Source organism: Streptomyces sp. RPA4-2, assembly GCF_012273515.2.
Lineage (GTDB): Bacteria > Actinomycetota > Actinomycetes > Streptomycetales > Streptomycetaceae > Streptomyces > Streptomyces kaempferi.
The window spans coordinates 1,897,699-1,919,978 of the sequence record NZ_CP050975.2 but is presented as its reverse complement, the minus strand read 5'-3'; the positions used below and the strand labels follow the sequence as shown (position 1 = coordinate 1,919,978).

The 22,280-nt window shown below is 70.7% G+C and carries 22 protein-coding genes; 21 read left to right on the top strand and 1 reads right to left on the bottom strand.

The window, feature by feature from the left end; translation table 11 throughout:
• Positions 1-15: 15 nt before the first annotated feature.
• The 10 genes from ruvX (at position 16) to nusB (ending at position 9,584) form a co-directional block, all read left to right on the top strand.
• The gene (ruvX, locus tag HEP85_RS08035; RefSeq protein WP_168533427.1) at positions 16-480 is read left to right on the top strand and encodes a Holliday junction resolvase RuvX; all 465 of its coding nucleotides are present in this window, start codon (positions 16-18) and stop codon (positions 478-480) included.
• Positions 481-602: 122 nt separating this feature from the next.
• Positions 603-2,423, top strand: coding sequence for an endolytic transglycosylase MltG (gene mltG, locus HEP85_RS08030; RefSeq protein ID WP_168527177.1), 1,821 nt, complete (start codon positions 603-605; stop codon positions 2,421-2,423).
• Positions 2,404-3,243, top strand: a complete 840-nt coding sequence (locus HEP85_RS08025; protein WP_329286350.1) for a shikimate dehydrogenase — start codon at positions 2,404-2,406, stop codon at positions 3,241-3,243. The genes mltG and HEP85_RS08025 overlap by 20 nt, the downstream gene beginning before the upstream one ends.
• A gap of 201 nt (positions 3,244-3,444) precedes the next feature.
• Positions 3,445-4,629, top strand: coding sequence for a chorismate synthase (gene aroC, locus HEP85_RS08020; RefSeq protein ID WP_168527176.1), 1,185 nt, complete (start codon positions 3,445-3,447; stop codon positions 4,627-4,629).
• Positions 4,626-5,144 (top strand): shikimate kinase, encoded by a 519-nt coding sequence (locus tag HEP85_RS08015; RefSeq protein ID WP_168527175.1) that lies wholly within the window; start codon positions 4,626-4,628, stop codon positions 5,142-5,144. The genes aroC and HEP85_RS08015 overlap by 4 nt, the downstream gene beginning before the upstream one ends.
• Positions 5,141-6,232, top strand: coding sequence for a 3-dehydroquinate synthase (gene aroB, locus HEP85_RS08010; protein WP_168527174.1), 1,092 nt, complete (start codon positions 5,141-5,143; stop codon positions 6,230-6,232). The genes HEP85_RS08015 and aroB overlap by 4 nt, the downstream gene beginning before the upstream one ends.
• A 203-nt stretch (positions 6,233-6,435) precedes the next feature.
• Positions 6,436-7,314: a Pro-rich N-terminal domain-containing protein gene (locus tag HEP85_RS08005; protein ID WP_168527173.1), complete on the top strand. Its 879-nt coding sequence runs from the start codon at positions 6,436-6,438 to the stop codon at positions 7,312-7,314.
• A 101-nt stretch (positions 7,315-7,415) separates the two neighbouring features.
• Complete coding sequence (locus HEP85_RS08000) at positions 7,416-8,522, top strand: aminopeptidase P family protein (protein ID WP_329525880.1); 1,107 nt, start codon at positions 7,416-7,418, stop codon at positions 8,520-8,522.
• Between the two features lie 58 nt (positions 8,523-8,580).
• A complete protein-coding gene (efp, locus tag HEP85_RS07995) occupies positions 8,581-9,147 on the top strand; it encodes an elongation factor P (RefSeq protein ID WP_010988257.1) in 567 nt (188 codons plus the stop codon).
• 2 nt (positions 9,148-9,149) lie between these two features.
• Positions 9,150-9,584 carry a transcription antitermination factor NusB gene (gene nusB / locus HEP85_RS07990; RefSeq protein ID WP_168527171.1) on the top strand — a complete coding sequence of 145 codons (435 nt, stop codon included), beginning with the start codon at positions 9,150-9,152 and terminating at the stop codon, positions 9,582-9,584.
• A 190-nt stretch (positions 9,585-9,774) separates the two neighbouring features.
• Here the strand turns inward: nusB and bldD are convergent, their stop codons facing one another.
• Positions 9,775-10,275 carry a transcriptional regulator BldD gene (bldD, locus tag HEP85_RS07985; RefSeq protein ID WP_148007825.1) on the bottom strand — a complete coding sequence of 167 codons (501 nt, stop codon included), beginning with the start codon at positions 10,273-10,275 and terminating at the stop codon, positions 9,775-9,777.
• A gap of 253 nt (positions 10,276-10,528) precedes the next feature.
• On the opposite strand from bldD, the gene pyrR reads away from it, so the two are divergent.
• From pyrR to rpoZ, 11 genes are all read left to right on the top strand, one after another.
• A complete protein-coding gene (pyrR, locus tag HEP85_RS07980; protein ID WP_168527170.1) occupies positions 10,529-11,119 on the top strand; it encodes a bifunctional pyr operon transcriptional regulator/uracil phosphoribosyltransferase PyrR in 591 nt (196 codons plus the stop codon).
• 132 nt (positions 11,120-11,251) lie between these two features.
• On the top strand, positions 11,252-12,229 hold the full coding sequence (locus HEP85_RS07975) for an aspartate carbamoyltransferase catalytic subunit (RefSeq protein ID WP_168527169.1): 978 nt from the start codon (positions 11,252-11,254) through the stop codon (positions 12,227-12,229).
• A gap of 5 nt (positions 12,230-12,234) precedes the next feature.
• Entirely contained in the window at positions 12,235-13,521 is a 1,287-nt protein-coding gene (locus tag HEP85_RS07970) for a dihydroorotase (RefSeq protein ID WP_168527168.1), read from the top strand.
• A complete protein-coding gene (locus tag HEP85_RS07965; protein WP_329286332.1) occupies positions 13,518-14,099 on the top strand; it encodes a hypothetical protein in 582 nt (193 codons plus the stop codon). The genes HEP85_RS07970 and HEP85_RS07965 overlap by 4 nt, the downstream gene beginning before the upstream one ends.
• Positions 14,096-15,253 (top strand): glutamine-hydrolyzing carbamoyl-phosphate synthase small subunit, encoded by a 1,158-nt coding sequence (carA, locus tag HEP85_RS07960; RefSeq protein WP_168527167.1) that lies wholly within the window; start codon positions 14,096-14,098, stop codon positions 15,251-15,253. The genes HEP85_RS07965 and carA overlap by 4 nt, the downstream gene beginning before the upstream one ends.
• Positions 15,246-18,554 (top strand): carbamoyl-phosphate synthase large subunit, encoded by a 3,309-nt coding sequence (gene carB, locus HEP85_RS07955; RefSeq protein WP_168527166.1) that lies wholly within the window; start codon positions 15,246-15,248, stop codon positions 18,552-18,554. The genes carA and carB overlap by 8 nt, the downstream gene beginning before the upstream one ends.
• Positions 18,555-18,634: 80 nt before the next feature.
• Positions 18,635-19,741, top strand: a complete 1,107-nt coding sequence (locus HEP85_RS07950; protein ID WP_168527165.1) for a quinone-dependent dihydroorotate dehydrogenase — start codon at positions 18,635-18,637, stop codon at positions 19,739-19,741.
• Positions 19,738-20,580 carry an orotidine-5'-phosphate decarboxylase gene (pyrF, locus tag HEP85_RS07945; RefSeq protein WP_168527164.1) on the top strand — a complete coding sequence of 281 codons (843 nt, stop codon included), beginning with the start codon at positions 19,738-19,740 and terminating at the stop codon, positions 20,578-20,580. Before HEP85_RS07950 ends, pyrF begins: the two co-directional genes overlap by 4 nt.
• 364 nt (positions 20,581-20,944) lie before the next feature.
• Complete coding sequence (locus HEP85_RS07940) at positions 20,945-21,268, top strand: integration host factor (RefSeq protein WP_016638838.1); 324 nt, start codon at positions 20,945-20,947, stop codon at positions 21,266-21,268.
• Between the two features lie 37 nt (positions 21,269-21,305).
• Complete coding sequence (gene gmk, locus HEP85_RS07935) at positions 21,306-21,863, top strand: guanylate kinase (RefSeq protein WP_168527163.1); 558 nt, start codon at positions 21,306-21,308, stop codon at positions 21,861-21,863.
• A 37-nt stretch (positions 21,864-21,900) separates the two neighbouring features.
• Positions 21,901-22,173 (top strand): DNA-directed RNA polymerase subunit omega, encoded by a 273-nt coding sequence (gene rpoZ / locus HEP85_RS07930; RefSeq protein WP_003982715.1) that lies wholly within the window; start codon positions 21,901-21,903, stop codon positions 22,171-22,173.
• The last annotated feature ends 107 nt before the right edge of the window (positions 22,174-22,280 follow it).

Genomic DNA, 22,280 nt, shown 5'->3' with positions numbered 1-22,280 from the left:
CAGGACGGCCGGGGCATGCGCCGCGGCCGCCGGCTCGCGATCGACGTCGGGGACGCGCGGATCGGGGTCGCCTCGTGCGACCCCGACGGGATCCTCGCGACTCCGGTCGAGACCGTGCCGGGACGGGACGTGCCCGCCGCCCAGCGCCGGCTGCGGCAGCTGGTCGAGGAGTACGAGCCGATCGAGGTCGTCGTCGGACTGCCTCGCTCCCTCAAGGGGGGCGAGGGCCCGGCCGCCGTGAAGGTCCGTGGTTTCGCCCAGGAGCTCGCCCGGTCGATCGCGCCGGTCGCGGTGAGACTCCTCGACGAGAGAATGACCACGGTGTCGGCCAGTCAGGGACTGCGCGCCTCGGGCGTGAAGTCGAAGAAGGGCAGGTCGGTCATCGATCAGGCGGCCGCTGTGATCATCCTTCAACAGGCCTTGGAATCCGAACGGGTGTCAGGTAATCCACCTGGCGAGGGCGTCGAAGTGGTCATCTGATCGCGATACGGTAACGTTCCGCGCGATGTGGTGGTGTTCGAACAGCCACCGCACAGCAAATGAGGCGAACGGGAGCCGAGCCACCACGCCAGCGGCCACCGCCTCGCGGCTCTAGGGGATCGATGACTGAGTATGGCCGGGGCCCAGGCTCCGAACCGTGGCATCCGGAGGACCCGTTGTACGGGGACGGCGGATGGGGAGGGCAGGCCGCCGACGGCCAGCCCCCCTACGGCGGCCAGCCGCAGCACTATCCGCAGCAGCCGCAACAGCAGCAGGCGCAGTACGGCGACTGGAGCGACGGTCAGCAGGGCGGCTACGGCCAGCAGCAGTTCGATGCCGCGGGTCAGCAGCACCAGGGCCCGCAGCATCCGGGTCAGCAGCCGTACCACGGTCAGGGACAGCAGCACTACGGCGGTCAGGGACAGCAGCAGTACGGGGGGCAGTACCCCGGCCACGACCAGCAGCAGTACGCCGACCCGGGGCAGCAGCAGTACCAGGGTCAGGACCAGCAGCAGTACCAGGGTCAGGACCAGCAGCAGTACCACGACGGCGGCTGGGACAACGGGACACAGCACCAGGTCGCCTACGCGGCCGACCCGACCGACCCGTACGCGAACCAGGCCGCCGCCTACGGCGGTCAGCAGCCCGACTTCTACAACGCCCCCGACGCGTACCCGCCGCCGGAACCGCCCGCGCGCCGCCGCGCCGAGCCCGAACCGGCCCCGACCGACTGGGACCCGGGTCCGGACCAGGGCGAGCACGCCTTCTTCGCGGAGGGCGATGATGACGACGACTCCGACGACGACGATCCGAAAGGCGGCCGCGGCGACCGGAAGGGCCGGGGCGGCAAAGGCGGCACGACCAAGAAGCGCCGCAGCGGCTGCGCCTGCCTGGTGGTCGTACTCGTCTTCGGCGGCGGTGTCGGCGGTGTCGGTTACTTCGGGTATCAGTTCTACCAAAAACGTTTCGGCCCGGCTCCGGACTACGTGGGTGGCGGCACCGGAGAGGTGACGGTCAACATCCCCAAGGGCGCGGGCGGTTTCGCGATCGCGCAGGCACTGAAGCAGGCCGGCGTCATCAAGAGCGTCGACGCCTTCGTGTCCGCGCAGCAGACCAACCCCGACGGGACGAAGATCCAGGCCGGTGCCTATCTGCTGAAGAAAGAGATGTCGGCCGCCAGCGCCGTCAAGCTCATGCTCGACCCCAAGAGCCAGAACAACGTGGTCGTCGTTCCGGGCGAGCGCAACATCCTCGTCTACAAGAAGATCGACGAGAAGCTCTCGCTTCCCGACGGCACCACCGCCAAGGTCGCCAAGAAGGAATACAAGACCTTCGGACTGCCCAGCTGGGCGAACAACAACAAGGACATCAAGGAACCGCTGGAAGGATTCCTCTACCCGGCGACCTATCCCGCCGCCAAGGGGATGAAGCCGGAAGCCGTCCTGAAGCAGATGGTCACGCAGGCCGTGGAGAACTACAAGAAGCTGAACCTCGAGGCGAAGGCCAAGGAGTTCGACCTCGCCGACCCGCTGCAGCTCGTCACGGTCGCCAGCATGGTCCAGGCCGAGGGCAAGACCCACGACGACTTCCGCAAGATGGCAGAGGTGATCTACAACCGCCTCAAGTCCACGAACACTCAGACCAACCGACTGCTCCAGTTCGACTCGACCTTCAATTACCTGAAGGGCCAGAGCAAAATCCACATCAGCGAGTCCGAGATCAACCGCAACAAGGACCCGTACAACACCTATACGAACAGCGGTCTGCCGCCCGGTCCCATCGGAAACCCCGGTGACGACGCGTTCAAGGCGGCGCTGAACCCGACCGACGACGGCTGGCTCTACTTCGTGGCGACCGATGGCCAGAACAACACCGAATTCGCCAAGACCTACGCCGAATTCCAGAGGCTCAAGGACAAGTTCAATGAGAGTTCGGGCCACTGACGCCCGGCGGGCGGCGGTCCTCGGTTCGCCGATCGCCCATTCCCTCTCGCCGGTGCTGCACCGTGCCGCGTACCGGGAACTGGGACTCGACGACTGGTCCTACGACCGCTTCGAGGTCGACGAGGAGGCGCTGCCGGGATTCCTGGAGGATCTCGGCAGTGAGTGGGCGGGCCTCTCGCTGACCATGCCCCTCAAGCGGGCCGTCATCCCGCTGCTCGACGGGATCAGCGGGACGGCGGCCTCCGTCGAGGCGGTCAACACCGTCGTCCTCACCGACGACGGACGTCGCGTCGGCGACAACACGGACATCCCCGGGATGGTCGCCGCGCTGCGCGAGCACGGCATCGAGCAGGTGGAGTCCGCCGCCGTCCTGGGCGCCGGGGCCACCGCCTCGTCCGCGCTGGCCGCCCTGGCCCGCGTCTGCACCGGAGAAGTCGTCGCCTACGTCCGCAGCGCCGAGCGCGCCGCCGAGATGCGGCAGTGGGGCGAACGGCTCGACGTGACCGTCCGTACCGCCGACTGGGCGGACGCCGAGCGGGCCCTGCGCGCCCCGCTGGTGATCGCCACGACCCCGGCGGGCGCCACGGACGCGCTGGCCGCCGCGGTCCCGGAGCGGCCGGCGACCCTCTTCGACGTGCTCTACGACCCGTGGCCCACCGAGCTGGCCGCCCGCTGGTCGGCGTACGGCGGCGCCGTCGTCGGCGGCCTCGACCTGCTCGTGCACCAGGCCGTGCTGCAGGTCGAGAAGATGACCGGACGCTCCCCGGCCCCCCTGGGCGCCATGCGCACCGCGGGCGAGCACGCGCTCGCCGGACGCTGAAGCACCCTCCCGCCGGTCCCGTCGGGCATCCCCCGGCCCGACCGGACACGTCCGCCTGATGGACCTGAGGCCGGACGGGGGGTCCGGCCATGGGAGGATCGGGGGTGGCGGGCCCGGGCCGCGCACCCGGTCGCGCCGTCGCCGTACGCGAGGACGCGTGTACGCAGCAGCAGTACCAGGGCGCGAGCATGAGGAGCACCGTTGAGCAGGTTGCGCTGGCTGACCGCGGGGGAGTCCCACGGTCCCGCACTTGTCGCGACGCTGGAGGGTCTTCCCGCCGGCGTTCCGATCACCACGGACATGGTGGCGGACCACCTCGCCCGGCGGCGCCTGGGCTATGGACGCGGTGCCCGGATGAAGTTCGAGCGTGACGAGGTCACCTTCCTGGGCGGAGTCCGGCACGGCCTCACCCTCGGCTCGCCGGTGGCCGTCATGGTCGGCAACACCGAGTGGCCCAAGTGGGAGCAGGTCATGGCGGCCGACCCGGTCGCCCCGGAGATCCTCGCCGAACTCGCCCGCAACGCCCCGCTGACCCGGCCCCGGCCCGGCCACGCCGACCTCGCGGGCATGCAGAAGTACGGCTTCGACGAGGCCCGGCCGATCCTGGAGCGCGCCTCAGCCCGTGAGACCGCCGCCCGCGTGGCCCTGGGCGCGGTGGCCCGCTCGTACCTCAAGGAGACGGCCGGGATCGAGATCGTCTCGCACGTCGTCGAGCTCGCCGCGGCGAAGGCACCGTACGGCGTCTACCCCAGGCCCTCGGACGTCGAGAAGCTCGACGCCGACCCGGTGCGCTGCCTCGACAGCGACGCGTCGAAGGCGATGGTCGCGGAGATCGACCAGGCCCACAAGGACGGCGACACGCTCGGCGGCGTCGTCGAGGTGCTCGCGTACGGCGTGCCCGTGGGCCTCGGCTCGCACGTCCACTGGGACCGGCGGCTCGACGCCCGGCTCGCCGCCGCGCTCATGGGCATCCAGGCCATCAAGGGCGTCGAGGTCGGAGACGGCTTCGAACTGGCCCGGGTACCCGGCTCCCAGGCCCACGACGAGATCGTCCACAGCGAGCAGGGCATCCGCCGCACCACCGGCCGCTCCGGCGGCACCGAGGGCGGTCTGACCACCGGCGAGCTGCTGCGCGTCCGCGCCGCCATGAAGCCGATCGCGACCGTGCCGCGCGCGCTGGCCACCATCGACGTGGCCACCGGAGAGGCCGCCAAGGCCCACCACCAGCGCTCCGACGTGTGCGCGGTCCCGGCCGCGGGCATCGTCGCCGAGGCCATGGTCGCCCTGGTCCTCGCGGACGCGGTGGCGGAGAAGTTCGGCGGTGACAGCGTCCCCGAGACGCGGCGCAACGTCGAGTCGTACCTCGAGAACCTGGTCGTACGGTGACCGCGGCACCGCTGGTCGTGCTGGTCGGCCCGATGGGGGTCGGCAAGACCACGGTGGGCGCGCTGCTCGCCGAGCGGCTCGGCTGCGCCTACCGGGACACCGACGACGACATCGTGGCCGAACAGGGCCGCACCATCGCCGACATCTTCGTCGACGACGGCGAGCCGGTCTTCCGCGCCGTCGAGAAGAGCGCGGTCGGCCGCGCGCTGGCCGGCCACGACGGCGTCCTGGCGCTCGGCGGCGGCTCGATCCTCGACGAGGACACCCGCGCGCTGCTCACCGGGCACCGGGTCGTCTACCTCTCGATGGAGGTCGACGAGGCGGTCCAGCGCACCGGCCTGAACGTGGCCCGGCCGCTGCTCGCCGTCAACCCGCGACGGCAGTGGCGCGACCTGATGGAGGCACGGCGCCACCTGTACACCGAAGTCGCCAGCGCGGTCGTGCCCACCGACGGCCGCACCCCCGAAGAGGTCGCCCAAGCCGTCCTCGACGCACTGGAGTTGAAGGAAGCATGAGCGAGGCAGTGACGCGTATCCAGGTCGGCGGCACCGCGGGCACCGACCCCTACGAGGTCCTGGTCGGCCGTCAGCTGCTCGGTGAGCTCGGCGGGCTGATCGGCGACCGGGCCAAGCGCGTCGCGGTCGTCCACCCCGAGGCGCTCGCCGAGACCGGCGAGGCACTGCGCGCCGACCTGGCCGGGCAGGGGTTCGAGGCCGTCGCCATCCAGGTGCCGAACGCGGAGGAGGCCAAGACCGCCGAGGTCGCCGCCTACTGCTGGAAGGCGCTGGGCCAGTCCGGCTTCACCCGCACCGACGTGATCGTCGGCGTGGGCGGCGGCGCCACCACCGACCTGGCCGGTTTCGTCGCGGCGACCTGGCTGCGCGGGGTGCGCTGGATCGCCGTCCCCACCACCGTGCTCGGCATGGTGGACGCGGCGGTCGGCGGCAAGACCGGGATCAACACCGCCGAGGGCAAGAACCTCGTCGGCGCCTTCCACCCGCCGGCGGGCGTGCTCTGCGACCTGGCCGCGCTCGACTCGCTGCCGGTCAACGACTTCGTCTCCGGCCTCGCCGAGATCATCAAGGCCGGTTTCATCGCCGACCCGGCGATCCTGGAGCTCATCGAGTCCGACCCTCAGGCGGCCCGCACACCCGCGGGCCCGCACACCGCCGAGCTGATCGAGCGCTCCATCAAGGTCAAGGCCGAGGTCGTCTCCGGCGACCTCAAGGAGTCGGGGCTGCGCGAGATCCTCAACTACGGGCACACCCTCGCGCACGCCATCGAGAAGAACGAGCGCTACAAGTGGCGGCACGGCGCCGCCGTCGCCGTCGGCATGCACTTCGCCGCCGAACTCGGCCGGCTCGCGGGCCGGCTGGACGACGCCACCGCCGACCGGCACCGCACGATCCTCGAATCCGTGGGTCTCCCGCTGAGCTACCGCCACGACCAGTGGCCCAAGCTCCTGGAGAACATGAAGGTCGACAAGAAGTCGCGCGGCGACCTGCTGCGCTTCATCGTCCTGGACGGGCTGGCCAAGCCGACCGTCCTGGAGGGCCCCGACCCGGCCGTGCTCCTCGCCGCGTACGGCGAAGTCGGGGAGTAACACCCAACGGGCCCTCACTTGGGCAGGTTTGCCCTCGCGTCACGGGCACTTCCCGCCTTCCCCGGCCGTTCACACAACGGCGGCCGGGGAAGGTACCGTTCGGTAGGGGCGCCTCCCGCGCCCTCTAGGGTGGGGGAGAGCGGGTCGGGACCGAGGCTCCGCTCGCCAGCGCCCATCGCCTGTACGAGACGGAGTGGCACCGGATGCAGCACGCAGTGGGGGCTCCGCTGCCGCCGCCCCACCAGCCGGGGCACGGACCGGGCGCCGGCTGGTCGCTTACCGCGCACCACCCGGGGCACCCCGGCGGACACCCCGGTCCGGCACCCACGAGCGCACCCGCTCCCGGTTTCGCGGGCCCGCCGCCGGGACCCCCGGCGCCGCCGTCGCACCTGCCGCACCCCGCGCCCCCGCAGCACGTCCCCGTACCGCCCGTGCCCGACAGCACGGGACATGTGCAGCTGCCCCCGGGCGGCCCGGTCGGCATGCCGAGCGCACCCCCCGCCACGGGTGCCCCCGATCCCACGGCGACCACGCTCGCCGTGCTGCTCATCGGCCCCGCGGGCGCGGGCAAGACCAGCGTCGCCAAGTACTGGGCGGACCACCGCCGCGTGCCGACGGCCCACATCAGCCTCGACGACGTACGCGAATGGGTGCGCTCCGGGTTCGCCGACCCCCAGTCGGGGTGGAACGACCACTCGGAGGCGCAGTACCGCCTGGCCCGCCGCACCTGCGGCTTCGCCGCACGGAACTTCCTGGCGAACGGCATCTCCTGCATCCTCGACGACGCCGTCTTCCCGGACCGCCCGGTCGTCGGCCTCGGCGGCTGGAAGCGGCACGTCGGGCCGGGCCTGCTGCCCGTCGTCCTGCTGCCGGGCCTGGAGATAGTCCTGGAGCGCAACGCGGAGCGCTCCGGAAACCGCCGTCTCACCGACGAGGAAGTCGCCCGCATCCACGGCCGGATGGCCGGCTGGTACGGCTCCGGGCTGCCCATCATCGACAACTCGCAGCTCGACGTACCGGCCACGGCCCGGGTCCTGGACGACGTACTCGCCCGTTCGATCGCCAGCCCCCCGCAGTGGTAGCCCGGCCCTGACGGGACGACACCCTGGGGCCCCGTACCCCCACGCGCCCGTCCGGCCCCGCTGAACCGGCGGTATCGGGTCGGCGCTCGTAGGCTCGATTCATGTCAGAGGTGTACGCGGCTCGCCGCGAGCGGCTGAGGGAGCGCTGTACGGCGGGCGGCAGCGCGACCGCGCTCGTCACGCGCCCCGCCAACGTGAGGTATCTCGCGGGGGCGGCCCCGCGCGGTGCCGTCCTCCTGCTGGGCAGGGGAGAGGACCTGTTGCTCTGCGCGGGTCCGCCGGCCGACGAGGCCGGCGCGGGACGTCCGGACGAGGCGCTGCGCGTACAGGCGCTGTCGGGTCCGGGCGGTGACCCGGCCGTCGCCGCGGCCGATGTCGCCACCGCTCAGGGAGCCGACTCGCTGGCCGTGGAGGAACACCACCTGACCGTGACCCGGCACCGGGCCATCGGGTCGGTGGCGCCGCGACTGCGTCTGAGCGACCTGGGCGCCGCGGTCGAACAACTGCGGGTGATCAAGGACGAGGAGGAGATCTCCTGTCTGCGGGTCGGCGCCGAGATCGCCGACCAGGCGCTCGGGGAACTCCTCGAATCCATCCTCGTCGGCCGGACGGAGCGTCATCTCGCCCTCGAACTGGAGCGCCGGCTGGTCGACCACGGCGCCGACGGACCGGCCTTCGCGACCTCGGTGGGCACCGGGCCGAACTCCGGGAGATGCGGGCACCGGCCCACGGACCGGCGGGTCGAGGAGGGCGATTTCCTGTCCGTCTGTCTCGGCGCGACCTATCGCGGCTACCGCTGCGAGGTCGGCCGCACCTTCGTGATCGGCACCTCGCCCGCGGACTGGCAGATCGCCCTCTACGACCTCGTCTTCGCCGCCCAGCGGGCCGGACGCGAGGCGCTGGTGCCCGGCGTCGCCTACCGTGACGTGGACCGCGCGGCCCGTCAGGTGCTCGACTCCGCGGGGTACGCGGAGGCCCTTCCCACACTGACGGGACACGGTGTCGGGCTCGAAATCGACGAGGACCCGCAGTTGGCCCCCGCGGCCATGGGTAAACTGGACGCTTGCGTGCCGGTCACCGTCGAACCGGGGGTCCACCTCCCGGGCCGGGGCGGTGTCCGGATCGATGACACGCTCGTCGTACGCCCCGAGGCGGACGGCGGACCCGAGCTACTCACCATCACGACCAAGGAACTGCTCGCGCTCTAGCCCCCGGCTGTGCGCGTGTCCCGGGGTCGTCCACGTCAGTCCAGGAGATTCCGCAACCGTGGCTTCCACGAACGACCTCAAGAACGGCCTGGTGCTCAAGCTCGACGGAGGCCAGCTCTGGTCCGTCGTCGAGTTCCAGCACGTCAAGCCCGGCAAGGGCCCGGCCTTCGTGCGCACCAAGCTGAAGAACGTGCTCTCCGGCAAGGTCGTCGACAAGACGTTCAACGCCGGCGTCAAGGTCGAGACGGCCACGATCGACAAGCGCGACATGCAGTTCTCGTACATGGACGGCGAGTACTTCGTCTTCATGGACATGGACACGTACGACCAGCTCATGGTCGACCGCAAGTCCGTCGGTGACGCCGCCAACTTCCTGATCGAGGGCTTCACGGCCACCGTGGCGCAGCACGAGGGCGAGGTGCTCTTCGTCGAGCTGCCCGCCGCCGTCGAGCTCGTCATCCAGGAGACCGAGCCGGGTGTCCAGGGCGACCGCTCCACCGGTGGCACCAAGCCCGCCACCCTGGAGACCGGCCACCAGATCCAGGTCCCGCTCTTCATCACCACCGGTGAGAAGATCAAGGTCGACACCCGCACGAGCGACTACCTCGGCCGGGTGAACAGCTAACCGTGGCTGCCCGCAACACGGCCCGCAAGCGCGCCTTCCAGATCCTCTTCGAGGGCGACCAGCGCGGCGTGGACGTCCTGACGGTCCTCGCGGACTGGATCCGGCACTCCCGGAACGACACCCGGCAGCCACCGGTCAGCGAGTACACGATGGAGCTGGTCGAGGGCTACGCCACCAAGGCGAAGCGGATCGACGAGCTCATCGCGACGTACGCCGTCGACTGGACGCTGGACAGGATGCCGGTCGTCGACCGCAACATCCTGCGCCTCGGCGCCTACGAGCTGATCTGGGTCGACGGGACCCCCGACGCGGTGGTGCTCGACGAGGCGGTGCAGCTCGCCAAGGAGTTCTCGACGGACGAGTCGCCCTCGTTCGTCAACGGACTGCTGGGCCGGCTCAAGGACCTCAAGCCGTCGCTCCGCCGGGACGAGGCCTGACCGAGGCTCGTCCGTACAGCCTGGACACAGGTGGGAAATCGCCGGAGGGCCCGCAGCGCGTTCGCTGCGGGCCCTCCGGCGTTCCTGTGCCCACGAGGGCCCCGAGGCCCGCAGAAAGCCGCCGGGGTGGCCGGAACCTCATGGTCCCGGCCACCCCGGCGGCACGTTTCTGCTGAGCTGTCCGAAGGGGTCAGACCTCTTCGTGGGCGACGGCGCGGCGCGCGTCCGCGTCCAGCACGCCCCAGCTGATCAGCTGCTCGGTGAGGACCGAGGGGGACTGGTCATAGATGACGGCGAGGGTGCGCAGGTCGTCCTGGCGGATCGAGAGCACCTTGCCGTTGTAGTCACCGCGCTGCGACTGGATCGTCGCGGCGTAGCGCTGCAGGGGTCCCGCCTTCTCGGCCGGCACATGGGCCAGGCGCTCCAGGTCGAGGACGAGCTTCGGCGGCGGCTCGGCGGCCCCGCCCGGAGTGGTGCCGGGCAGCAGCTCCTGCACGGGGACCCCGTAGAAATCGGCCAGTTCGGCAAGACGCTGCACGGTCACGGCGCGGTCGCCTCGCTCGTAGGAACCGACCACGACCGCCTTCCAGCGTCCCTGGGACTTCTCCTCGACTCCGTGGAGGGAAAGGCCCTGCTGGGTGCGGATGGCCCGGAGCTTGGCCCCGAGCTGTTTGGCGTATTCGCTGGACATATAGCTCCCCGGACGCTGTATCAACGTGCGGCTCGGCCGCGCGGCTGGTGACTCTGGTGACTCACTGTGAGGTTACGCAGCGTTACTCTCCCCCGTCAAGCGGAATGGTCCGGACCCACCGCTCCACGGGGGTCACCCGGGGTGGCTCGAAGGGGGGTGATCAGGCGCGTTGCCGGCCTGGTACCGTGGATGGCGCAAATCCGACGTCCTTTAATGATCCGTCCCGTGAGGCGGAGAAGGAGGTCCGTTTCGTATGGACTCTGAGCAGGACAAGCAGCAGTACGCGGCCGGTGCACGGCCCGTTCTCGAAGGCCCCGACATCGCGCGGGTGCTGACCCGCATCGCCCACGAGATCGTCGAGCGCGCCAAGGGTGCCGACGACGTGGTGCTCCTCGGCATCCCGACCCGGGGCGTCTTCCTGGCCCGCAGGCTGGCCGACAAGCTCGCGGAGATCACCGGCCGCAAGATCCCGGTGGGCTCGCTCGACATCACCATGTACCGCGACGACCTGCGCATGCATCCGCCGCGAGCGCTGGCCCGTACCGAGATCCCCGGCGACGGCATCGACGGCCGGCTGGTCGTCCTCGTGGACGACGTGCTCTTCTCGGGGCGCACGATCCGCGCCGCGCTGGACGCGCTGAACGACATCGGCCGCCCGCGCGCCGTGCAGCTCGCGGTCCTCGTCGACCGCGGTCACCGCGAACTGCCCATCCGCGCCGACTACGTCGGCAAGAACCTCCCCACGTCGCTGCGGGAGACGGTCAAGGTCCAGCTCGCCGAGGAGGACGGTCGCGACACCGTGCTGCTCGGTGCGAAGCGGATCTCCCCGGACGCACAGCAGTAGCACTCCGGCGTCCGTTCACCGCGGTACGTCCTCCGAGCGCGCCTGCGCGCCCGCACCCCCGCCGCGGCGCTTTCGGGGCACACCCCCGTGGCGCCCGCCTCCCGAACTGAACTGCCTTACGGAGCCTGACAGATGCAGCGTCATCTCATCTCGGCCGCCGACCTCACCCGCGACGACGCCGTCCTGATCCTCGACACCGCCGAGGAGATGGCCCGGGTCGCCGACCGGCCGATCAAGAAGCTGCCGACCCTGCGCGGCCGCACCGTCGTCAACCTCTTCTTCGAGGACTCGACCCGCACCCGGATCTCCTTCGAGGCCGCCGAGAAGCGCCTCTCCGCGGACGTCATCAACTTCACCGCCAAGGGATCGAGCGTCTCCAAGGGCGAGTCCCTCAAGGACACCGCCCAGACCCTCGAGGCCATGGGCGTCGACGCCGTCGTCATCCGGCACGGCGCCTCCGGAGCCCCGTACCGGCTCGCCACCTCCGGCTGGATCGACGCCGTCGTCATCAACGCCGGTGACGGCACCCACCAGCACCCCACGCAGGCCCTGCTGGACGCCTTCACCATGCGCCGCCGCCTGGTCGGCCGTGACGCCGGGATCGGCCAGGACCTGGCCGGCAAGCGCATCACGATCGTCGGTGACGTCCTGCACAGCCGCGTCGCCCGCTCCAACGTCGACCTGCTGCACACCCTCGGAGCCGAGGTCACCCTCGTCGCGCCGCCGACCCTGGTGCCGGTCGGCGTCGGGTCGTGGCCCTGCGAGATCTCGTACGACCTCGACAGCACGCTCGCCAAGTCCGACGCGGTGATGATGCTGCGCGTCCAGCGCGAACGCATGAACGCGGCCTTCTTCCCGACCGAGCGCGAGTACTCACGGCGCTACGGGCTCGACGGCGACCGCATGGCGAAGATGCCCGAGCACGCCATCGTGATGCACCCCGGCCCGATGGTCCGCGGCATGGAGATCACCGCCGAGGTGGCCGACTCCGACCGCTGCACCGTCGTGGAGCAGGTCGCCAACGGCGTCTCCATCCGCATGGCCGTCCTGTACCTCCTGCTGGGCGGCAACGAGCCCGCCGTCACCCACACCCGCACCGAGGAGAAGTAAGAAGAATGAGCAAGATCCTGATCCGTGGTGCGAAGGTGCTCGGCGGCGAGCCCCAGGACGTCCTGATCGACGGCGACACGATCGCCGCGGTCGGCACCGGACTGCCGGCCGAGGGCGCCGAGATCGTCGAGGCGGACGGCAAGGTCCTCCTGCCGGGCCTCGTCGACCTGCACACCCATCTGCGCGAGCCCGGCCGTGAGGACTCCGAGACCGTCCTGACCGGCACACGGGCGGCGGCGAGCGGCGGCTACACCGCCGTGTTCGCCATGGCCAACACCTTCCCGGTCGCCGACACCGCCGGTGTCGTCGAGCAGGTCTACCGGCTCGGCCAGGAGCACGGCTACTGCGACGTGCAGCCCATCGGCGCCGTGACGGTCGGCCTGGAGGGCAGGAAGCTCGCCGAACTCGGCGCCATGCACGAGTCCGCCGCCGGCGTCACGGTCTTCTCGGACGACGGCAAGTGCGTGGACGACGCGGTGATCATGCGCCGGGCGCTGGAGTACGTGAAGGCCTTCGGCGGCGTCGTCGCCCAGCACGCCCAGGAGCCCCGCCTCACCGAGGGCGCCCAGATGAACGAGGGCGTCGTCTCCGCCGAACTGGGCCTCGGAGGCTGGCCGGCGGTGGCCGAGGAATCGATCATCGCCCGGGACGTCCTGCTCGCCGAGCACGTCGGCTCGCGCGTCCACATCTGCCACCTGTCGACCGCCGGCAGCGTCGAGATCGTGCGCTGGGCCAAGTCCCGCGGCATCGACGTGACCGCCGAGGTCACCCCGCACCACCTCCTCCTCACCGACGAGCTGGTCCGCACCTACGACCCGGTCTACAAGGTCAACCCGCCGCTGCGGACCGAGCGTGACGTGATGGCCCTGCGCGAGGCGCTCGCCGACGGCACGATCGACATCGTCGCCACCGACCACGCGCCGCACCCGCACGAGGACAAGGACTGCGAGTGGGCCGCCGCCGCCATGGGCATGGTGGGCCTCGAGACCGCGCTGTCCGTCGTGCAGCAGACGATGGTCGAGACCGGGCTGCTCGACTGGACCGGCGTCGCCGACCGGATGGCCTCGGCCCCCGCGCGCATCGGGCGGGCCGACGGGCACGGCCGTCCCGTCTCGGCGGGCGAGCCCGCCAACCTCACGCTCGTCGACACCGCATACCGTGGGTCCGTGGACCCCGCGGGCTTCGCCTCGCGCAGCCGCAACACCCCCTACGAGGGCCGTGAGCTGCCGGGCCGGGTCACCCACACCTGGCTGCGGGGCAAGGCCACCCTCGTCGACGGGAAGCTCGCGTGACACCTCTCATCCCGATGGCCGCCTCCCTGGCCACCGAACAGAAGTCGGCCGAAGTGACCGACTGGGCCGCCCGGATCGGCTGGCTCGTCGGACTCGTCCTCTTCGTCGCCCTCGTCTACTGGCTGATGCGTGAGGGCTGGAAGTGGCGCGGCACCCTCCAGGGCGACCTGCCGGAGCTGCTCACCGCGCCGGACGACCCCGGCCCGGCGAGACTGGGCATGAGCGGCCGCTACCACGGCTCCACCACCGCCGGGCAGTGGCTCGACCGCATCGTCGCGCACGGCCTGGGCACCCGCAGCCGGGTCGAGCTCACGCTGACGGACGCGGGACTGGACGTCGTACGCCCCGGCGCGACGGACTTCTTCGTCCCCGCCGAGGCGCTGCGCGAGGCCCGGCTCGACAAGGGGATCGCCGGCAAGGTCCTCACCGAGGGCGGCCTGCTCGTCGTCACCTGGGCACACGGCGACCGGCTGATCGACTCCGGCTTCCGCTCCGACCGCGCGGCCGAGCACGGCGAGTGGGTCGACACCCTGAACAGCATGATCAGCAAGAGCACCGACACGGAAGGCGCACGATGACGACCTCCATCCAGGGAGCCGCCTCGCAGAGGCACAAGGCGGCTCCCGCCGTACTCGTCCTGGAGGACGGCCGGATCTTCCGCGGCCGCGCCTACGGGGCCGTGGGGGTGACCTTCGGCGAGGCCGTGTTCTCCACCGGGATGACCGGCTACCAGGAGACCCTCACCGACCCGTCGTACCACCGCCAGGTCGTCGTCATGACCGCCCCGCACGTCGGCAACACCGGTGTCAACGACGAGGACCCCGAGTCGGGGCGGATCTGGGTCGCCGGGTACGTCGTCCGCGACCCCGCGCGCGTGCCCTCCAACTGGCGCGCCCGCCGCTCGCTCGACCAGGAGCTGCGCGACCAGGGCGTCGTCGGCATCAGCGGTGTCGACACCCGCGCCCTCACCCGCCACCTGCGTGAGCGCGGCGCCATGCGCGTCGGCATCTTCTCCGGCAACGCGCTGCCCGACGAGGGCACCATGCTCGGCGAGGTGCGCCAGGCGCCCGAGATGCAGGGCGCGAACCTCGCCGCGCAGGTCGCCACCAAGGAGGCGTACGTCGTCCCGGCGATCGGCGAGAAGCGGTTCACCGTCGCCGCCGTCGACCTGGGCATCAAGGGCATGACCCCGCGCCGGATGGCCGAACGCGGCATCGAGGTGCACGTACTTCCCGCCACGGCCACGGCCGAGGACGTCTACGCCGTGAACCCCGACGGAGTGTTCTTCTCCAACGGTCCCGGCGACCCGGCCACCGCCGACGGCCCGGTCTCCGTGATGCGGGAGGTGCTCGCCCGCAGGACGCCCCTGTTCGGCATCTGCTTCGGCAACCAGATCCTCGGCCGCGCGCTCGGCTTCGGCACCTACAAGCTGAAGTACGGCCACCGGGGCATCAACCAGCCCGTGCAGGACCGTACGACCGGCAAGGTCGAGGTCACCGCGCACAACCACGGCTTCGCCGTCGACGCGCCGCTCGACGGGGTCTCCGAGACCCCCTACGGCCGCGCCGAGGTCTCCCACGTCTGCCTGAACGACCAGGTCGTCGAGGGGCTCCACCTCCTCGACCAGCCGGCCTTCAGCGTCCAGTACCACCCCGAAGCGGCAGCCGGCCCGCACGACGCCGCCTACCTGTTCGACCGCTTCGTATCCCTGATGGAGGGCCAGCGTGCCTAAGCGCACCGATATCCAGTCCGTCCTGGTCATCGGCTCCGGCCCGATCGTCATCGGCCAGGCCGCCGAGTTCGACTACTCCGGCACCCAGGCGTGCCGCGTCCTGCGCGCCGAGGGCCTCAGGGTCATCCTGGTCAACTCCAACCCGGCGACGATCATGACCGACCCGGAGATCGCCGACGCCACCTACGTCGAGCCGATCACCCCGGAGTTCGTCGAGAAGATCATCGCCAAGGAGCGGCCGGACGCGCTCCTGCCCACCCTCGGCGGTCAGACGGCCCTCAACACGGCCATCTCGCTGCACGGCGCCGGAACCCTCGACAAGTACGGCGTCGAGCTGATCGGCGCCAACGTCGAGGCGATCAACAAGGGCGAGGACCGCGAACTCTTCAAGGGCGTGGTCGAGGCCGTGCGCGAGAAGATCGGGCACGGCGAGTCCGCCCGCTCCGTCATCTGCCACTCCATGGACGACGTGATCGCGGGCGTCGAGACGCTCGGCGGCTACCCCGTCGTCGTCCGCCCCTCCTTCACCATGGGCGGCGCCGGCTCCGGCTTCGCGCACGACGAGGAGGAGCTGCGCCGCATCGCCGGCCAGGGCCTGACGCTCTCCCCGACCACCGAGGTGCTCCTGGAGGAGTCGATCCTCGGCTGGAAGGAGTACGAACTGGAGCTGATGCGCGACAAGCACGACAACGTCGTGGTCGTCTGCTCCATCGAGAACTTCGACCCCATGGGCGTGCACACCGGTGACTCGATCACCGTCGCCCCGGCGATGACGCTCACCGACCGCGAGTACCAGCTCCTGCGCGACATCGGCATCGCCGTCATCCGCGAGGTCGGCGTCGACACCGGCGGCTGCAACATCCAGTTCGCGGTGAACCCCGAGGACGGCCGGGTGATCGTCATCGAGATGAACCCGCGCGTCTCCCGCTCCTCGGCGCTCGCCTCCAAGGCGACCGGCTTCCCGATCGCCAAGATCGCCGCGAAGCTCGCCGTCGGGTACACGCTCGACGAGATCCCGAACGACATCACCGAGAAGACGCCGGCCTCCTTCGAACCGACGCTCGACTACGTGGTGGTCAAGGCCCCGCGCTTCGCCTTCGAGAAGTTCCCGAGCGCCGACTCCACCCTCACCACGACCATGAAGTCGGTCGGCGAGGCCATGGCGATCGGCCGCAACTTCACCGAGGCGCTGCAGAAGGCGCTGCGGTCGCTGGAGAAGAAGGGCTCGCAGTTCACCTTCGTGGGCGAGCCGGGCGACAAGGCCGAACTGCTGGCGGAGGCCGTACGGCCGACCGACGGGCGCATCAACTGCGTCATGCAGGCCATCCGCGCGGGCGCCACGCCCGAGGAGGTCTTCGAGTCGACGAAGATCGACCCGTGGTTCGTGGACCAGCTCTTCCTGATCAAGGAGATCGCGGACGAGCTGGCCGGCGCCGACAAGCTGCACCCCGAACTGCTCGCCGAGGCCAAGCGGCACGGCTTCTCCGACGTCCAGATCGCCGAGATCCGCGGCCTGCGCGAGGACGTCGTGCGCGAGGTGCGGCACGCGCTGGGCGTGCGCCCGGTGTACAAGACGGTCGACACCTGTGCCGCCGAGTTCGCGGCGAAGACGCCGTACTTCTACTCCTCCTACGACGAGGAGACCGAGGTCGCCCCGCGCGAGAAGCCGGCGGTCATCATCCTGGGCTCCGGTCCGAACCGCATCGGCCAGGGCATCGAGTTCGACTACTCCTGCGTCCACGCCTCCTTCGCGCTCAGCGACGCGGGCTACGAGACCGTGATGGTCAACTGCAACCCCGAGACCGTCTCCACCGACTACGACACCTCCGACCGTCTGTACTTCGAGCCGCTGACGCTCGAGGACGTGCTGGAGATCGTGCACGCGGAGTCGCTGGCCGGTCCCCTCGCGGGTGTGATCGTGCAGCTCGGCGGCCAGACCCCGCTCGGTCTGGCGCAGGCGCTCAAGGACAACGGCGTGCCGGTCGTGGGCACCTCCCCGGAGGCGATCCACGCCGCCGAGGACCGCGGCGCCTTCGGACGCGTCCTCGCGGAGGCGGGACTGCCGGCCCCCAAGCACGGCACCGCCACCACCTTCGTCGAGGCCAAGGCCATCGCCGACGAGATCGGCTACCCCGTCCTCGTACGGCCCTCGTACGTCCTCGGCGGACGCGGCATGGAGATCGTCTACGACGAGACGCGGCTGTCCTCGTACATCGCCGAGTCGACCGAGATCAGCCCCTCCCGGCCGGTCCTGGTCGACCGCTTCCTCGACGACGCGATCGAGATCGACGTGGACGCGCTCTACGACGGCGAGGAGCTCTACCTCGGCGGCGTCATGGAGCACATCGAGGAGGCCGGCATCCACTCCGGCGACTCCGCGTGCGCACTGCCGCCGATCACCCTCGGCGGGTTCGACATCAAGCGCCTGCGGGCCTCCACGGAGGCCATCGCCAAGGGTGTCGGCGTCCGCGGCCTGATCAACATCCAGTTCGCCATGGCGGGCGACATCCTGTACGTCCTGGAGGCCAACCCGCGCGCCTCGCGCACCGTCCCCTTCACCTCGAAGGCGACCGCGGTGCCGCTGGCGAAGGCCGCCGCCCGGATCTCGCTGGGCGCGACCGTGGCGGAGCTGCGGGCCGAAGGGCTGCTCCCGGCCCACGGCGACGGCGGCGAACTGCCCCTCGACGCGCCGATCTCCGTCAAGGAGGCCGTCATGCCGTGGTCGCGCTTCCGCGACATCCACGGGCGCGGCGTGGACACCGTCCTCGGCCCGGAGATGCGCTCCACGGGTGAGGTCATGGGCATCGACTCGGTGTTCGGCACCGCCTACGCCAAGTCGCAGGCGGGCGCCTACGGTCCGCTGCCGACCAAGGGCCGCGCCTTCATCTCGGTCGCCAACCGGGACAAGCGATCGATGATCTTCCCGGCGCGCGAGCTCGTCGCCCACGGCTTCGAGCTCCTCGCCACCTCCGGCACGGCCGAGGTGCTCAAGCGCAACGGCATCAACGCCGCGGTCGTGCGCAAGCAGTCCGAGGGCACCGGCCCGAACGGCGAGCGGACCATCGTCCAGCTCATCCACGACGGCGAGGTCGACCTCATCGTCAACACCCCGTACGGCACCGGTGGCCGCCTCGACGGCTACGAGATCCGTACGGCCGCCGTGGCGCGGTCCGTGCCGTGCCTGACGACGGTCCAGGCGCTGGCCGCCGCCGTCCAGGGCATCGACGCGCTCAACCACGGCGACGTGGGCGTGCGCTCCCTCCAGGAACACGCCGAGCATCTGACCGCGGCCCGCGACTAGCAGCCCGCAGAGCCCGGAGAGGGGGACACCGGAAACGGTGTCCCCCTCTCCGTGAGGGTTCCACGTCTTCGTGAGGACACATGTACAAGATCTTCTTCAACCTCGTCTTCAAGCGGATGGACCCCGAGCGGGCCCACCACCTCGCCTTCCGCTGGATCCGGCTCGCCGCCCGCGTCCCCGTCCTGCGCACCTTCGTCGCCGCCGCGCTCGCCCCCCGCTTCGCGGAGCTGCGCACCGAGGCGTTCGGGCTGCGCATGCACGGCCCCTTCGGGCTCGCGGCCGGCTTCGACAAGAACGCCGTCGCCATCGACGGGATGTCGATGCTCGGCTTCGACCACATCGAGATCGGTACGGTGACGGGGGAGCCGCAGCCGGGCAACCCCAGGAAGCGGCTCTTCCGGCTGGTGCCGGACCGGGCGCTGATCAACCGCATGGGGTTCAACAACGAGGGCTCCGCGGCCGTCTCCGAGCGCCTGGCGGCCCGTACACCCGTCTTCAGGACCGTCGTCGGCGTCAACATCGGCAAGACCAAGGCCGTCCCCGAGGCCGAGGCCGTCGGCGACTACGTGAAGTCGGCCGAGCGGCTCGCCCGGCACGCCGACTACCTCGTGGTCAACGTCAGCTCCCCGAACACCCCCGGTCTGCGCGACCTGCAGGCCACGGAGGCGCTGCGGCCCCTGCTGAGCGCCGTCCGCGACGCCGCCGACCGTGCCGTGACCGACCGGCGTGTGCCGCTCCTCGTCAAGATCGCCCCCGACCTCGCCGACGAGGACATCGACGCGGTCGCCGACCTCGCCGTCGAACTCGGCCTGGACGGGATCATCGCCACGAACACCACCATCGCGCGCGAGGGCCTCGGTCTGAGGTCCGAACCCTCCCTCGTCGAGGAGACCGGCGGGCTCTCCGGCGCGCCGCTGAAGGCACGCTCCCTGGAGGTGCTGCGCCGCCTCTACGCGCGCGTGGGCGACCGGATCACCCTGGTGGGCGTGGGCGGCATCGGGAACGCCGAGGACGCCTGGCAGCGCATCCTGGCCGGCGCCACGCTGGTCCAGGGGTACAGCGCCTTCGTCTACGAGGGTCCCTTCTGGGGCCGCGCGATCCACAAGGGCCTCGCCGCCCGTCTGCGGACGAGCCCGTATGCCACCCTCGCCGACGCGGTCGGCGCCGACGTGAGGAAGCCCGCATGAGCCTGGAACCCTTCGGAGCACGCCTGCGCCGCGCCATGGACGAGCGCGGCCCCCTGTGCGTCGGCATCGACCCGCACGCCTCCCTGCTCGCCGACTGGGGCCTGACCGACGACATCGCCGGACTGGAGCGCTTCAGCCGCACCGTCGTCGAGGCGCTGGCCGAGCGGGTCGCGGTCCTCAAGCCGCAGAGCGCGTTCTTCGAGCGCTTCGGCTCCCGCGGGATCGCCGTCCTGGAGAAGTCGGTCGAGCAGGCGCGGGCGGCCGGGGCGCTGGTCGTCATGGACGCCAAGCGGGGCGACATCGGTTCGACCATGGCCGCGTACGCGGAGACCTTCCTGCACAAGGGCGCGCCGCTGTTCTCGGACGCGCTGACCGTGTCGCCCTACCTGGGCTACGGCTCGCTGAGGCCCGCGGTGGAGCTGGCGCGCGAGAGCGGTGCCGGGCTCTTCGTGCTCGCGCTGACCTCCAACCCGGAGGGCGGCGAGGTGCAGCACGCGGTCCGTGGGGACGGCCGTACCGTCGGGGCGACCATCCTGGCCCATCTCGCCGCCGAGAACGCCGCTGAGGCGCCCCTGGGGTCCTTCGGCGCGGTCGTCGGCGCCACCCTGGGCGATCTCTCCTCCTACGACCTGGACATCAACGGGCCGCTCCTGGCTCCGGGAATCGGCGCCCAGGGGGCCACCGCGGCCGATCTCGCGGGAGTCTTCGGGGCGGCGGTGCGCAACGTCGTCCCGAACGTGAGCCGGAGTGTTCTTCGTCACGGTCCCGACGTTCGCGCGCTGCGGGAGTCCGCGGACCGCTTCGCGGAGGAGATCAGGTCCGCGGTCGAGGCCGCCTGAGCGCCCTTTCCGGGTCCTATCGGGGCCTTCGGGACCTCGGGCCGACATCCCGCGGGTCCCCGGAAGTCCTTCGGCGGTCCTCCGATGAGTGCGTCCGGAGCGGCCGGAGTCTGAATACATCCTCAAATCCTGGGCAGTATGTCGCAAATGTCCGGCTCCAGGGAGGCTGACCAGGACTTTTCCGCTGTTCTCGCTGACTCTGGCGGACTTGCCCGCTAGTCTCCGTCGAGTGGGGGCACCTCCCACGCCCTCTAGGTAGTGGGGGAGAACGGGCAAGCGTGTTGCTCGTAGCTCCCCAGGTGTGGGGCGACTAGGTTCCTCACCGGTCCGTATCCGACAGTTCGACATCCGAGGTGACGTAGGCGTGGCTCTTCCGCCCCTTACCCCTGAACAGCGCGCAGCCGCGCTCGAAAAGGCCGCCGCGGCTCGCCGGGAGCGGGCCGAGGTCAAGAATCGACTCAAGCACTCCGGCGCCTCCCTTCACGAGGTCATCAAGCAGGGCCAGGAGAACGACGTCATCGGCAAGATGAAGGTCTCCGCTCTCCTCGAGTCCCTGCCGGGCGTGGGCAAGGTCCGCGCCAAGCAGATCATGGAGCGACTCGGGATCTCCGAGAGCCGCCGCGTGCGCGGTCTCGGCTCGAACCAGATCGCCTCCTTGGAGCGTGAGTTCGGCGGTTCCGGCGCCTGAGTCCTGGGCACCCCGGGATTGCTGGAATAATCGCTGCATGAGTGAACGTCCGCGGCTGACCGTGCTCTCCGGCCCCTCAGGGGTCGGCAAGAGCACGGTCGTCGCTCATATGCGCAAGGAACACCCCGAGGTCTGGCTCTCGGTGTCGGCGACGACCCGCAAGCCGCGCCCCGGTGAGAAGCACGGGGTCCACTACTTCTTCGTCTCGGACGAGGAGATGGACAAGCTGATCGCCAACGGCGAGCTCCTGGAGTGGGCCGAATTCGCCGGCAACCGCTACGGGACACCCCGCGCGGCCGTCCTCGAGCACCTCGAGACGGGTGTGCCGGTTCTTCTGGAGATCGACCTCCAGGGCGCCCGGCAGGTGCGCGAGTCCATGCCCGAGGCGCTGCTCGTGTTCCTGGCTCCGCCCTCCTGGGACGAGCTGGTGCGCAGGCTCACCGGGCGGGGCACCGAACCACCCGAGGTGATCGAGCGCCGTCTGGAGGCCGCCAAGATCGAACTGGCCGCCGAGCCGGAGTTCGACGTCACCCTGGTCAACACCTCCGTCGAGGACGTGGCGCGTGAGCTGCTAGCCTTGATGGAAGTTGTTTGATATTCCAGGTCAATTTCCACCTTTCGGAAGGCAGAGCGTGTCCTCTTCCATCACCGCTCCCGAGGGCATCATCAACCCTCCGATCGACGAGCTCCTCGAGGCCACCGACTCGAAGTACAGCCTCGTGATCTACGCGGCCAAGCGCGCCCGTCAGATCAACGCGTACTACTCGCAGCTCGGCGAGGGCCTCCTCGAGTACGTCGGTCCGCTCGTCGACACCCACGTCCACGAGAAGCCGCTCTCCATCGCCCTGCGCGAGATCAACGCGGGTCTGCTCACGTCCGAGGCCGTTGAGGGCCCCGCGCAGTAGTCCGCTGTTTCACTTCATCCCGGGCCCGGCAGTACGACTGCCGGGCCCGTGGTGTGTCATGGAGTCGTACGTCTTCGAGCCGGGGCGTACGGGTGTCGAGTGTGGGG

Bases quoted from the DNA above. Each gene is read 5' to 3' on its own strand.
- ruvX (WP_168533427.1), top strand. From the start codon at position 16: ATGCGCCGCGGCCGCCGGCTCGCGATCGACGTCGGGGACGCGCGGATC.
- mltG (WP_168527177.1), top strand. From the start codon at position 603: ATGACTGAGTATGGCCGGGGCCCAGGCTCCGAACCGTGGCATCCGGAG.
- HEP85_RS08025 (WP_329286350.1), top strand. From the start codon at position 2,404: ATGAGAGTTCGGGCCACTGACGCCCGGCGGGCGGCGGTCCTCGGTTCG.
- aroB (WP_168527174.1), top strand. From the start codon at position 5,141: ATGAGCGAGGCAGTGACGCGTATCCAGGTCGGCGGCACCGCGGGCACC.
- HEP85_RS08005 (WP_168527173.1), top strand. From the start codon at position 6,436: ATGCAGCACGCAGTGGGGGCTCCGCTGCCGCCGCCCCACCAGCCGGGG.
- HEP85_RS08000 (WP_329525880.1), top strand. From the start codon at position 7,416: ATGTCAGAGGTGTACGCGGCTCGCCGCGAGCGGCTGAGGGAGCGCTGT.
- bldD (WP_148007825.1), bottom strand. From the start codon at position 10,275: ATGTCCAGCGAATACGCCAAACAGCTCGGGGCCAAGCTCCGGGCCATC.
- pyrR (WP_168527170.1), top strand. From the start codon at position 10,529: ATGGACTCTGAGCAGGACAAGCAGCAGTACGCGGCCGGTGCACGGCCC.
- HEP85_RS07975 (WP_168527169.1), top strand. From the start codon at position 11,252: ATGCAGCGTCATCTCATCTCGGCCGCCGACCTCACCCGCGACGACGCC.
- HEP85_RS07970 (WP_168527168.1), top strand. From the start codon at position 12,235: ATGAGCAAGATCCTGATCCGTGGTGCGAAGGTGCTCGGCGGCGAGCCC.
- carA (WP_168527167.1), top strand. From the start codon at position 14,096: ATGACGACCTCCATCCAGGGAGCCGCCTCGCAGAGGCACAAGGCGGCT.
- HEP85_RS07950 (WP_168527165.1), top strand. From the start codon at position 18,635: ATGTACAAGATCTTCTTCAACCTCGTCTTCAAGCGGATGGACCCCGAG.
- pyrF (WP_168527164.1), top strand. From the start codon at position 19,738: ATGAGCCTGGAACCCTTCGGAGCACGCCTGCGCCGCGCCATGGACGAG.
- gmk (WP_168527163.1), top strand. From the start codon at position 21,306: ATGAGTGAACGTCCGCGGCTGACCGTGCTCTCCGGCCCCTCAGGGGTC.